The following is a 13,116-nucleotide window of genomic DNA, read 5'->3' on the forward strand; positions in this document are numbered from 1 at the left end:
TAATACACCAAACATAATTTCATGAAAGCATTCAAATATGTTCTTTTTATTTTACTGTCTATCAGTCTTTCTTGTAAAGATGAGCCAACAGTTGACACATCACAAGAACAATCTTCTGTTTCTACTTTTTACCTTATAAGACATGCAGAAAAAAACAGAGGTAATCTTAATGACGCCGACCCAGAACTTAACCAACAAGGGTTAGGTAGAGCTATGCATTGGGCAGAAATTCTAGCAGACACAGAATTAGATGCAATCTACTCTACCGACTACAATAGAACTTCTATGACCGCCGCACCTACCTCTGTAAAACAAAATATAGATGTACAGTATTATGACCCCAACACTATTGATATTGCGCAATTTAAAACAGAAAATTTAAATAAAAACGTTTTAGTTGTTGGCCATAGTAACACTACACCAGATTTTGTCAATAAATTAATAGACGAGCAAAAGTATTTTGATATTGATGATAGTGAGAACGGAACGCTATTTATCGTGAAAATAATTAATGGAAAACCTTCAGTTGACAAACTTATTTTCAACTGTAATTGCCCCGATTAATCTTTTTTAAATCTATTTTCATTAGCAATTAGTTTTAAAAGGCTAAGACATTCATTGAATTGTTCTTACTTTTGTCTGTGATGCAGAATACTATTAACATTAAAAATAAAAGGGCTCGTTTTGAATATGAGCTTTTGGACACGTTTACAGCAGGTATTGTTTTGGCAGGTACCGAAATAAAAGCCATTAGAGAAGGTCGCGCCTCTATTTCGGAAAGCTTTTGTGAGTTCAACGAAAGAGAAGAACTATTTGTAATCAACATGCAAATAGATGAATATTCGCACGCATCTCATTTTAACCATAAACCAAAAGCGGAACGTAAATTACTGCTACAAAAAAGAGAACTTAAAAAACTAAGTAAAGAAGTCAAAACTTCTGGTTTAACCATTGTACCACTTCGTGTATTCTTAAACGATAGAGGACTTGCTAAAATGCAAATTGCTTTAGCCAAGGGTAAAAAACTCTACGACAAGAGAGAATCCATTAAAGATCGTGATAACAAAAGAGACTTAGACCGAGTTAAAAAGAATTTCAATAATTAGTTTTTATTCTCTAATAGTGGTACGAATCTAAAGGACCCGTATTCTGTTTTTGAAAATTCTTTTTCGGTTGTTCTAACAAATAATGTCATTATTTGCTCCTCAAAACCTATAGGTATAACTAACCTACCTCCTACTTTTAACTGTGACAACAAGGCTTTAGGTACTTCTGGTGCGCCTGCCGTGACAATAATACAATCAAAAGGCGCCTGTTCCGGCAGACCTTTATAACCATCACCAAAAATTATTTTTTTAGGCCGGTACCCCATTTTCTTAAAAAACAGATTTGTTTTTTTAAACAATTCTAATTGTCTTTCTATTGTCCAAACTTTTACGCGTAAGTTTAAAAGAATTGCAGTTTGATATCCACTGCCTGTACCTATTTCTAAAACTTTTTGACCTTCTTCAAGTTGTAATAATTCTGTTTGAAAAGCAACGGTATATGGATGCGAAATTGTCTGGTTTGCAGCAATAGGAAATGCTTTGTCTTGATAGGCATGCCCCTCAAAACTACTATCCATAAACAAGTGCCTAGGTATCTCTCTTACAGCATCAAGTACTTTTCTATCCGCTATTCCCTTGTCTATTAATATTTGCGCTAAATGGTTGCGCATGCCCCTGTGTTTTAAGGTATCTTTCAATGGTAGTTGGTTTGACCATCAAAGTTAACAAAGTTCTTTATACGACGGAAGAACCTTTTAAAACTAATCATCATTTTTTATAAAATTGAAATAACGCATAGGATAAAAGTACCTAACTATGTGTATTTTTGATGAAAACGAAACAAATGTTAAAAGTTGGTGTTTTAGGAGCTGGGCATCTAGGTAAAATCCACCTTAGACTTCTAAAAGAATCTAAAAAATATGACCTTATAGGCTTTCACGATGCAGATAGCTCTAATGGTCAAAAAGTTAGTGAAGAATTTGGATATACCTATTTTAAAAATCTTGATGATTTAATAGATGTAGTAGATGTAGTAGATATTGTCACCCCTACACTTTCACATTACGAATGTGCTAAAAAATCAATTGAAAAAGGTAGGCATATTTTCATAGAGAAACCAATTACACATACTCTGGAAGAAGCTAATTCTTTACTTGAGCTAGAAGAAAAATATGGCATAAAAGGGCAAGTTGGACATGTTGAACGTTTTAACCCGGCATTTACCTCTGTAAAACATGCTATTAAAGAACCAATGTTCATTGAATCTCATCGTTTAGCTGAATTCAACCCTAGAGGAACAGATGTTCCTGTGGTATTGGATTTAATGATTCATGATATCGATGCTATTTTAAGCGTTGTTAATTCTAAAGTAATACAAGTTAATGCAAGCGGGGTATCTGTTATTAGCCAATCTCCCGATATTGCAAATGCTAGACTAGAATTTGAAAATGGATGTGTAGCAAATTTAACCGCAAGTAGAATTTCATTGAAGAATATGAGAAAATCTCGCTTCTTTCAAAAAGACGCGTATATATCGGTAGATTTTCTAGAGAAAAAAGTTGAAGTAGTAAAAATGAAAGATGCTCCCAAAGAACCAGGAGATTTCGACATGATATTACAGAATGCGGAAGGAATTAAAAAGCAAATCTATTTTGAAAATCCTTCAGTTGAAACCAATAATGCAATTTTAGATGAGCTTGAATCTTTCGCTGATTCAATTAATGACGACACAATACCTGTAGTTAGTTTAAAGCAAGGTACACAGGCTTTAAAAGTTGCCCTACAAATTATTGCAGCATTTAATCCAAAGAAAATATGAAAAACATAGCAGTTATAGGCGCAGGTACTATGGGCAATGGAATTGCTCATGTATTTGCTCAAAACGGATTTCAAGTACACCTTATTGATGTTTCTAAAGAAGCTTTAGATAAAGGTCTTAGCACCATTTCAAAGAATTTAGACCGCATGGTTGCAAAAGAAAAAATAAATGTAGCGGACAAAGAGCGTACTCTTTCTAATATTACATTGTTTACCGAATTAAAAGCAGGTGTCACCAACGTAGAACTTGCCATAGAAGCAGCAACAGAAAACATAACTGTTAAACTGAGTATTTTTAAGGAATTGGATTCCCTGTGTAGTGAAAATACAATTTTAGCATCTAATACATCATCTATTTCCATTACACAAATTGCGGCAGCTACCAACAGACCCGAAAAGGTTATTGGTATGCATTTCATGAACCCTGTGCCAATAATGACCTTGGTTGAAATTATTAATGGCTATAGCACTACCAGTGCAACCACTTCTACTATCATGGAGCTTTCAAAACAGTTGGGCAAAACCCCAACAGAGGTTAATGATTACCCAGGTTTTGTTGCCAATAGAATTTTAATGCCAATGATTAATGAAGCGATAGAAACTTTGCACCATGGTGTTGCAGGCGTGCAAGAAATAGATACGGTCATGAAATTAGGTATGGCACACCCTATGGGTCCTTTGCAATTGGCAGATTTTATTGGGTTAGATGTATGTCTTTCTATTTTAAATGTTATGTATGACGGATTCAAAAATCTAAAATATGCCCCTTCCCCATTATTAGTAAATATGGTTATGGCAGGAAAAAAAGGCATTAAATCTGGAGAAGGTTTTTATGATTATGCCGATAGTAGAAAAGCTGAGATAGTATCAAGTCAGTTCACAAATTAAGATTACCAAAGAAGTAAAATTATATGTCAATAAAAGAAAATCTTTTAGCTGTTACAAATACAATTCCTAATTCAGTAACCCTTGTTGCTGTCTCTAAAACAAAACCAATGTCCTTAATTCAAGAAGCATACGATGAGGGACAACGTATTTTTGGAGAAAACAGGGTTCAAGAAATGACAGAAAAATGGCAGAAAATGCCTAAAGATATCAAATGGCATATGATCGGACACTTACAGCGCAACAAGGTCAAATATATGGCAGAATATATTTCCTTGGTTCATGGAGTTGATAGCCCTAGATTACTTGCCGAAATAAATAAACAGGCTGAAAAGCATAACAGAGTTATTTCTTGTCTATTACAAGTACATATTGCAGAAGAGGATACTAAATTCGGATTTAACGAAGAAGAGCTACTTGATTTAGTAGCTAACGAAGAATTTAAAGCTTTCAAAAATGTAAAAATTGTGGGGTTAATGGGCATGGCTACCTTTACCGAAAACATGAATCAAGTACGTAGAGAATTTGCTAGCCTTAAATCACTCTTCACAAAACTAAAAAGTAATTATACAGACTTTAACACCCTTTCAATGGGTATGAGTGGTGATTATAAAATTGCAATTGAAGAAGGTAGTACTATGGTACGTATAGGAAGTAGTATCTTTGGATCAAGAAATTAATACCTAAATCCCCACTTACCCAAAAAATCCGATTATATTAAATGTACGCAATTTTAGATATTGAAACTACTGGAGGAAAGTTTAATGAGGAAGGAATTACCGAAATTGCTATTCACAAATTTGACGGTCAAAAAGTAGTGGACAAATTTATTAGTCTGGTAAATCCTGAAAAGGAAATTCAGCCCTTTGTCGTAAAACTTACCGGTATTAATAGTAAAATGTTAAGGACAGCCCCTAAATTTTATGAGGTTGCCAAGAGAATTATTGAAATAACAGAAGATACCGTCATTGTAGCTCACAATGCTCAATTTGATTATAGAATTTTAAGAACGGAATTTAGGCGTTTAGGTTACAATTTTGAACGTAAAACCTTATGTACCGTTGACCTTTCTAAGTTATTATTGCCAGATGCAGAATCTTATAGCCTAGGAAAGTTGGTGAGGTCATTAGGTATTCCCGTAAGTGATAGACATAGAGCCAATGGAGATGCTTTAGCAACGATTAAATTATTTAAACTTTTACTAGCTAAGGATACAGAAAAAATAATCATAAAAGACACTATCAGAAAAGAAACCCAAGGTGAACTTTCAGAAAAACAATTGGATATTGTGAGGGATTTACCAAACAAGACAGGTGTTTTTTATATGCATAATAAGGATGGAGATATTATTCACCTTAGCAAAACCAGTGACATAAAAAAGAAAGTAAATCAAATCTTTACAAAGACTAGTGATAAATCTAGAAAAATAGCCAAAGAAACCAAAAAGGTAACTTTTGAGCTAACCGGAAATGAACTAGTAGCTATATTAAAAGAACACGAAGAATTATTGAAACTTAGACCTAAGTACAGTATTATCCCTAAAAAAAGAATGTACAGTCATGCTTTTTGTAAAAGTATGAATGAAAATGGCTATTTCGTTATAGAGATAAAACCTTACCGCGAGTGTGATGAGCCACTAGCTCTTTTCAACGGCGTATTCAGTGCTAAAAATTACTTATATAAGATAACACAAGAATTCCGATTATGCGAAAAGGTGAACGGTATAAGTGAAGCTCGTAATAATTGCTCTGGTTATGATGCAGGTACATGCAAAGGTGCATGTATTAGCAAAGAAGATGTAGAAGATTATAATAAACGAGTAATTGCTGCGCTCTCTAAAAATAGAGTTAACGGTAATAAAGTATTAGTAATAGATAAGGGTCGAGAAATTGGTGAACAAAGTGCAATTTTAGTTAAAAACGGATCTCTAGTAGGTTTTGGTTTTTATGATCTTAACTATCAAATAAATAATATTCATATCTTAGAAAGTATTATTACACCAATGAACGGTACGCATGATGCTAACTTTCTGATAGAATCGTACTTAAGAAAAAAGAGAGTGCTTAAAATAATGGAAATAAACGATTAGTTTGAAAGAGGACGAAAAACTATCATCCTGGAAGAAAAAGGTTCATGAGATTATTTATGAAGCAGATACCCCTATGGGTAAATTGTTTGATATTATACTTTTTGTTATCATTATTTTTAGTGTTATCCTTATCATGCTTGAAAGTGTAAAAGCTATTGATGCAGAGTATCATGAGATTCTTTTTATTCTTGAATGGATTGTTACTATTTTCTTTACCATTGAATACATTGCACGAATTGTTAGTATAAGAAAGCCCAGTAAGTATATTTTTAGTTTTTATGGTATTATTGATTTCCTTTCAACAATCCCCCTTTATATATCTTACATTTTTGCAGGATCACAGGTGCTTTTAGCCGTTAGAGCATTTAGGTTATTACGTGTTTTTCGTATATTAAAATTGGCTCGTTTTCTAGGTGAAGCCTCTCAATTAAAGAGAGCCCTAAAAGCTAGTAGGGCAAAAATTACGGTTTTCCTTTTTGCTGTACTTATTTGTTCCGTAATGATGGGAACCTTAATGTATTTAATAGAAGGAGATGAAGCTGGCTTTACAAGTATACCTACTAGTATCTACTGGACAATAGTTACACTAACTACTGTAGGTTATGGTGACATTGCACCTATAACACCTCAAGGTCAAGCAATAGCTACTATTATTATGCTTTTGGGTTATGGGATAATTGCGGTACCTACTGGTATGGTTACAGCTGAATTTGCGAAGCAGAATAGAGAAACTTCTAATTTAAAAAATGGCGGTAGTTATGTTCATATAAACACACAAAGCTGCCCAACATGTAGTAAAGAAGGTCATAGAGATGACGCTACCCATTGTTATAATTGTGGATCAATATTAAATGAATAAAACTTTAATTTCAGTGGTAGGCCCTACGGCTATCGGCAAAACCAAACTAGCTATACATTTAGCCAAACAGTATAATACAGAAATAATATCTGCAGACTCACGTCAGTTTTTTAAAGAAATGAATATTGGTACCGCTGTGCCTAGTTTAGAAGAACAAGCACAAGCAAAGCACCATTTCATTCAACATAAAAGTATTACCGAAACTTATACGGTCGGTGATTTTGAACGTGAAGCTATTCAAAAGCTATCTGAACTTTTCAAAATACATGACGTAATTGTTATGGTTGGCGGAAGCGGACTATATGTAAATGCCGTAACCGACGGATTAAATACATTCCCAACAATAGACCCTTCAATTAGAGAAGAACTAAATACCAAACTCTCTGAAAGTGGCATAAAACCATTACAACATAAATTAAAACAGCTAGACCCCGAATATTTTAATAAAGTTGATATTTATAACCCTCAAAGAGTAATACGAGCACTTGAAGTTGCCATAGGTAGTGGTAAGCCATATTCTTCTTTTATAAACAAACCTAAGGCAGAAAGAGATTTTAAACTATTGTCCGTAGGTCTAAGAGCAGAACGTGCTTTAATTTATGAACGCATTAATGCACGTGTAGATGTTATGGTCGAAACTGGGTTATTACAAGAAGCTAAAAGTTTACTTTCCTTTCGCGATTATAATGCTTTACAAACTGTTGGATACAAAGAACTTTTTAAATATTTTGATGGAGAATGGACTTTGGATTTCGCCATATCAGAAATTAAGAAAAATACGAGAAGGTTTGCTAAAAGACAGCTTACATGGTTTTTAAGAAATGAAGATACTCTTTGGTCCGATTATGACTATGAAACTAAGACCCTCTTGGATATAATAGATGTTGAAATTGAAAATTTAAAAAATGTTTAAAAAGCAAATCTTATTTGTAATGGGTGTTTCCGGAAGTGGAAAATCCACTATAGGGAAACTTTTAGCCGATAAACTTAATATACCCTTTTTTGATGGAGACAGTTTTCATGCAGAAGCCAATGTAAAAAAAATGAGCGAAGGTCACCCTCTGAACGATGACGATCGTCAAGGTTGGTTAGAGCGCCTTAACGAGGTTGGTATAGAAAATTTAAGTACTGGTGCAGTAATAGTGTGTTCTGCCCTTAAACAAAAGTATAGAACTACCCTTGGTCATAATTTAGAGAACAAACATCAATTTATCTATTTAGAGGGTAGTTTTGAGCTTATAGATGCACGCCTTAATAAGCGTAAAAATCATTACATGCCAAAAGGGTTATTAAAATCTCAATTTGAAATTCTTGAAACCCCTATAGAAGCGCTTTCTGTTTCAATAGACCAATCTCCTGATGAAATCGTAAATGAAATTTTAGAAAAACTCTAAAACAAAAAAAGCATCCAATTTTGGATGCTTTTTTTAATTTTTATTATAGTATTCTATTCTCCTTCAGTCTTCACAACCAAACGGAAACCTTCACCATGTATATTCAAAATTTCTACAGTATCATCAACTTTAAGATACTTACGTAATTTAGCTATATAAACATCCATACTACGAGATGTAAAGTAATTATCATCTCTCCATATTTTAGTAAGTGCTAACTCTCTTGGCATTAAATCATTTTCATGTAAGGCCAATAACCTCAATAATTCATTCTCTTTCGGAGATAATTTAATTGATTCTTCGTCTTTATATTTTAAAAATCTCAATTTAGAATTTAAGTGGAAACCACCAATTGTAAATTCAAACTTCTTACTATCTGCCAATCCATTAGAAGCTTTTCTTTGAAGTATTGCTTTTAACTTCATTAATAACACTTCAGAATCAAATGGCTTGTTCAAATAATCATCTGCACCAGCTTTGTATCCTTTAAGAACATCTTCCTTCATTGTTTTTGCCGTTAAAAAAACAATTGGCACGTTCTCATTTTTTTCACGAATTTCCTTCGCCAATGTAAACCCGTCTTTATACGGCATCATTACGTCCAAAATGCAGATATCATAATTATCTTTCTTGAACTTCTCAAAACCTTCCATTCCATTTTTCGCCAAAGTGACATCAAAGTCATTCATTGACAAATAATCTTTCAACACAATTCCAAAATTTGGATCGTCCTCCACTAAAAGTATCTTCTTGTTTATTGTTTCCATAATTTTTTATATTAACGGCAGTTTGATGTAAAATGTACTTCCTTTTCCTTTTTCACTTTCGGCATAAACTTCACCTTGGTGATCTTCTACTATTTTTTTAACGTAAGACAATCCTAATCCATGTCCTTTAACGTTATGTATGTCTCCTGTGTGCTCTCGATAGAATTTTTCAAAAACTTTCTTAACTACACCTTTGCTCATACCAGTACCTTGATCTTGTACTTTAATAATTATATAATTCTTTGCTCTTTCAGTATACACATCAATTTTCGGTGCTTCTTCCGAATACTTAATAGCATTATCAAGCATATTCACAATTACATTGGTAAAATGCATCTCATTTGCTAAAACCTCTGAGCGTTCCGAATTTAAATGCGTGTGTATATATCCTCCTCTATCATCTACTATTAACTCAACATGAGTTATAGCGTCTTCTATTATGTCGTGAACATTCACCCTATCCTTACTAATATCCAGTTGATTTTTTTCCAACTTAGATATTCGCAATACATTTTCTACTTGCGCATGCATTCTCTTATTCTCATCACGTATCATTTGCAAGTATCGCAACACTTTTTCTTGATCCCCAATAATTTTTGGGTTTCTAATAGCCTCCACAGCTAAGTTTATAGTTGCTATTGGTGTTTTAAATTCATGCGTCATATTATTAATGAAATCTGTTTTTATTTCAGAAATCTGCTTTTGACGAATTAACTGATAAATTGCTCCGGCATATGCTACTACAATTATAATTGTAAATAACAATGATAACATTGCCAAACCTAGAATAGACTGCACCAAGAATCGCTTTTTCTTAGGAAAGGAAATTAACAAATCGAAATTTGACACTCCCTCAAAGTCAACGAACATTGGTGACCTATACACGTTTGCCTCTGCATATTTAAATTTAGACGACTTTACTTTTGTCGGCAAACCATTGCTATAAACACCATATTCAAATGCAATATCTACTCCTCTATTTTCCAACTCGCGTTGTAACAATAATTCAATTTCTTGCTTAGAGACCCTTTTATGAATTGGAACACGTTTAGCATGAACCATAAACATATCTTCCATGGCAGCCTTTTCCATTTTGTTAAGACCTCCAATTTTTTCGATTCTCTGAATTGGATTTAAACGTGGTGTATTACCTTCTAAATCAAAATCTTTTCTAAAAATAGATGTAGTTCGTTTACTGGTGTAATTTTTAATAATGGTGGTATCTGCACCATCACTACTATCAAAGAACGTTGACGAAATACCATAATCCTCTTCTAAAATACCGTGTTCATACAGTAAAATTTCGTTGGAATTGATATCCCTATCAATAAAGAAAAAATTAGTAAGCTGAGTACCTTTAAGCTCTCCTCCTATACTATCCTTCGCATTTAAATACCTGTCAAAATAGTTTTTAGATTCTCTTTCGGTAATCTTATTGGTGACGCTGTTCAATGCTTCAGAAACACTGCTAGAAAATTGCTCTTCTCCACTGTCAATTGATTTCTTAATCCAGAAACTTTGAACGAAAATCAGACCAATAAGTGAAAGGCTCATTAAAACTACTAAGAGCACAAATAACTTTTTGTTCATTGGGGGTTAAAATTAAAGATTTAACAGTTAGAGGATAGTACGTTTAACCTAACCTTAACAAAAATGTTAAAATTGCTAAAGAACTAGCAATCAGTTAAGATAGAAGCGTGAACTTGAAGAACATTTGAGCTAGTTCTTTCTAAATCAATATTTTCGATAACGTAATTGCTCAAATTCAATTTCGTTTTATCATCTAATTGATTGTTCATTCGGGCAATAACTTGCTCCCTACTACTCTTATCTCTATCAACGACTCGTAATATACGCGTTTCTTTAGGTGCTGTTACCAGAATTATGCTATCGTATAAGTCTTGTGCCTTATTTTCAAATAATAAAGCTGTTTCTTGAATTACATAGCTATAATCTTGTTTTTTAGTCCAATCAATAAAATCTTTCCTTACTATAGGATGGACGATATCATTTAATTTAGCCAATAAATTAGTGTTACTAAAAACCTTTTCTGCTATAAATGACCGATTTAACTTATCACCCTTATACGCTTCCTCTCCTAATAATTTAATTAATTGACTTTTAATATCAAGAGAAGTATTCATTAGGTACTTCGCTCTTTCATCTGAGTTATAAACAGGCACACCAAGCTCTTTAAACATATTGGCTACTGTAGATTTACCACTTCCAATACCACCTGTTAAACCAATTATCTTCATTCTCTTCTCAATATAAATTCAACCTCATTAGTACTAATTACAGCATTGTTCAAAGTTTTTGGATATTGTGCTAACTGTACCGTTAAACTATTACCAGATTCTTTGGAAATTTTTGAATAATCTGCTTCCACGGCAAAATCATCAGCTGAAAGTTCTTTTAAATGCTCTAAAGTTCCTTGACAACGCACCTCTATAATTTCCGGAAAAGTTCTCACCTTAATTTTCTCTGGTAAATTAATAACCGTAACCGGCACCTCAATTACCCTTTCGGAAAACTTAACAATCTTTGCCGAAACCATAACAACGTCATTAGAGAAAGTAGTTCCTTTTAATTGCTTTGGTAACTTAAGTGCTACTTCATCTGTAAAAGAGTTATTTAAGTCATCCCTTTTTATCACTTCTGTTCTTATGTTACGGATAGAATCAATTTGACTTTTTGGACCAGATACTTGAATAGAATCAGGAATTACTTTTATTTCCCCTTCAAGAATATGGTTCGCTGCAAAAGTAAAATCTAATACCGCCTTTACTGGAACTTTTTTAGTTTCTAAAGATGTAAAATCGAAATATATAATATCACTATCAAAATCTGTTAAGGTATTATAATTGTTCAGCTGAGCTTCAAGTTGAATTCTAATTTGATCAGATGTCAAATAATAGCTATCATCTTTATGCATGACTTTACTAACATCTAATTGTATTTGCTTAGGCTTAAGTTCATACCCTAGAAATTGAAATCCGACTGCCTGTAAGCGCACTTGAATTTCTTCCTTAGGGGTATTCGCCAATAAGAACTCTTCCGGAATATTTATATATTCAACCTGAAATGTGGTATTGCTAGTATACGTTTGAGATAATTTATTGATCAACCAAGCTAGGGAAGCACACAATAAGAACACTAGAAAGACTTTCACCTTTCTTTTTTTTAGTCCTGTTTGTATCCACTCTATTAAACGTTCCATCAATTCACTCTAAAAAATAATTTAGGAAAAATTTCCTCTGGTTTTTTATTTGAAGATTGAATATACAGGGTTGACTTTAAAAAACCGTATCCATATCCAACAAATTGTATCGCAGTTGCCAATAACGATAAAAATGCAACTTTTAAATTGCGTGTTTTAAACAAGGCATCTACAAACAATATTAAAAAGTACGTTGCATAGAAAAATAACGGAATAGAAAACCCTATTACGGCCAACAAAATAGAAATCACCAATCCAACACAAAATATAGTAGGAAACCAATAAGTAATCTTCTTTGTTTCTGGATGCCACTTATTTAATATGGGACGAACCATTCCGAATTTATTGACTTGTATATAAAATTTATTCCAGTCTATTCGTCTTTTATGGTATACGAATGCTTCTGTTATCAACTTGGTTCCATATCCTTTATTCCATATACGGATGGTTAAATCTGGATCTTCACCTGGGTGAATATTTCCATAACCGCCAACATTTTCAAAAGCTTCTTTGGAAATACCCATATTAAAGCTTCTAGGCTGAAATTTATCTACAGCTTTTTTACCACCACGAATTCCACCTGTTGTTAAAAATGAGGTCATCGCATAATTAATCGCTTTTTGAACATCAGAAAACGACTCATGTGCCGCATCAGGACCACCATAACAATGAACAAAATCTTCTTTTAAGCTTTTCTCCGCTTCTTGTAAATACTGAGGTGGAAGTATACAGTCAGAATCCAAGACAATAAAGTAATTACCTTTTGCCTTACCCATTCCGTAATTACGAGAATCACCAGGACCTGAATTGGTTTTTTTATAATAGGAAATGGCTAATGTATCTACGTACCCACCTATGACCTCTTCCGATGAAATAGTAGAACCGTCTTCGACGATAACCACCTCAAAAGTCTTGTCATAGGTTTGTAACCGCAGACTATCCAACAGTTCCTTAATTTCGTTGGGTCTATTATATACGGGAATGATAAAAGAAAACGATAAGTTCATTATTACTCTCCTTTTATAAATAGGCTCCAAT

Annotated in this window: 15 protein-coding genes; 9 read left to right on the forward strand and 6 right to left on the reverse strand. The window is 33.3% G+C overall.

Annotation, left to right across the window (positions count from 1 at the left end):
- The first annotated feature begins 21 nt into the window (after positions 1-21).
- Both BM296_RS11415 and smpB read left to right on the forward strand, forming a co-directional pair.
- The gene (locus BM296_RS11415; protein WP_091903164.1) at positions 22-564 is read left to right on the forward strand and encodes a SixA phosphatase family protein; all 543 of its coding nucleotides are present in this window, start codon (positions 22-24) and stop codon (positions 562-564) included.
- A gap of 80 nt (positions 565-644) precedes the next feature.
- On the forward strand, positions 645-1,106 hold the full coding sequence (gene smpB, locus BM296_RS11420; RefSeq protein ID WP_027067235.1) for an SsrA-binding protein SmpB: 462 nt from the start codon (positions 645-647) through the stop codon (positions 1,104-1,106).
- Here smpB and BM296_RS11425 read toward each other — a convergent pair.
- Positions 1,103-1,744, reverse strand: coding sequence for a protein-L-isoaspartate(D-aspartate) O-methyltransferase (locus BM296_RS11425; protein WP_091903165.1), 642 nt, complete (start codon positions 1,742-1,744; stop codon positions 1,103-1,105). The genes smpB and BM296_RS11425 overlap by 4 nt on opposite strands.
- Positions 1,745-1,890: 146 nt before the next feature.
- Here BM296_RS11425 and BM296_RS11430 point away from each other — a divergent pair, with 146 nt between their 5' ends.
- From BM296_RS11430 to BM296_RS11460, 7 genes are read left to right on the forward strand one after another with little or no spacing between them, the layout of a single operon-like run.
- Complete coding sequence (locus BM296_RS11430; protein WP_027067237.1) at positions 1,891-2,865, forward strand: Gfo/Idh/MocA family oxidoreductase; 975 nt, start codon at positions 1,891-1,893, stop codon at positions 2,863-2,865.
- A complete protein-coding gene (locus tag BM296_RS11435; RefSeq protein ID WP_091903166.1) occupies positions 2,862-3,752 on the forward strand; it encodes a 3-hydroxyacyl-CoA dehydrogenase family protein in 891 nt (296 codons plus the stop codon). The genes BM296_RS11430 and BM296_RS11435 overlap by 4 nt, the downstream gene beginning before the upstream one ends.
- Positions 3,753-3,775: 23 nt before the next feature.
- Entirely contained in the window at positions 3,776-4,429 is a 654-nt protein-coding gene (locus BM296_RS11440; protein WP_091903167.1) for a YggS family pyridoxal phosphate-dependent enzyme, read from the forward strand.
- Between the two features lie 41 nt (positions 4,430-4,470).
- Positions 4,471-5,838: a 3'-5' exonuclease family protein gene (locus BM296_RS11445; protein ID WP_091903168.1), complete on the forward strand. Its 1,368-nt coding sequence runs from the start codon at positions 4,471-4,473 to the stop codon at positions 5,836-5,838.
- Between the two features lies 1 nt (position 5,839).
- Positions 5,840-6,697 (forward strand): ion transporter, encoded by an 858-nt coding sequence (locus BM296_RS11450; protein ID WP_027067241.1) that lies wholly within the window; start codon positions 5,840-5,842, stop codon positions 6,695-6,697.
- Positions 6,690-7,610 carry a tRNA (adenosine(37)-N6)-dimethylallyltransferase MiaA gene (gene miaA, locus BM296_RS11455; protein WP_091903169.1) on the forward strand — a complete coding sequence of 307 codons (921 nt, stop codon included), beginning with the start codon at positions 6,690-6,692 and terminating at the stop codon, positions 7,608-7,610. Before BM296_RS11450 ends, miaA begins: the two co-directional genes overlap by 8 nt.
- Positions 7,603-8,091 carry a gluconokinase gene (locus BM296_RS11460; RefSeq protein WP_245787010.1) on the forward strand — a complete coding sequence of 163 codons (489 nt, stop codon included), beginning with the start codon at positions 7,603-7,605 and terminating at the stop codon, positions 8,089-8,091. The genes miaA and BM296_RS11460 overlap by 8 nt, the downstream gene beginning before the upstream one ends.
- 53 nt (positions 8,092-8,144) lie before the next feature.
- Here BM296_RS11460 and BM296_RS11465 read toward each other — a convergent pair whose 3' ends face one another.
- From BM296_RS11465 to BM296_RS11485, 5 genes are all read right to left on the reverse strand, one after another.
- Positions 8,145-8,858 carry a response regulator transcription factor gene (locus tag BM296_RS11465; RefSeq protein ID WP_027067244.1) on the reverse strand — a complete coding sequence of 238 codons (714 nt, stop codon included), beginning with the start codon at positions 8,856-8,858 and terminating at the stop codon, positions 8,145-8,147.
- Positions 8,859-8,864: 6 nt separating this feature from the next.
- Positions 8,865-10,448, reverse strand: coding sequence for a sensor histidine kinase (locus BM296_RS11470; protein ID WP_091903170.1), 1,584 nt, complete (start codon positions 10,446-10,448; stop codon positions 8,865-8,867).
- Between the two features lie 83 nt (positions 10,449-10,531).
- The gene (coaE, locus tag BM296_RS11475) at positions 10,532-11,116 is read right to left on the reverse strand and encodes a dephospho-CoA kinase (protein ID WP_091903171.1); all 585 of its coding nucleotides are present in this window, start codon (positions 11,114-11,116) and stop codon (positions 10,532-10,534) included.
- A complete protein-coding gene (locus BM296_RS11480; protein WP_091903172.1) occupies positions 11,113-12,078 on the reverse strand; it encodes a CdaR family protein in 966 nt (321 codons plus the stop codon). The genes coaE and BM296_RS11480 overlap by 4 nt, the downstream gene beginning before the upstream one ends.
- Positions 12,078-13,085, reverse strand: coding sequence for a glycosyltransferase family 2 protein (locus BM296_RS11485; RefSeq protein ID WP_091903173.1), 1,008 nt, complete (start codon positions 13,083-13,085; stop codon positions 12,078-12,080). Before BM296_RS11485 ends, BM296_RS11480 begins: the two co-directional genes overlap by 1 nt.
- Between the last annotated feature and the right edge of the window lie 31 nt (positions 13,086-13,116).

Origin of the sequence: Maribacter stanieri, from assembly GCF_900112245.1 — a bacterium.
Taxonomy (GTDB): domain Bacteria; phylum Bacteroidota; class Bacteroidia; order Flavobacteriales; family Flavobacteriaceae; genus Maribacter; species Maribacter stanieri.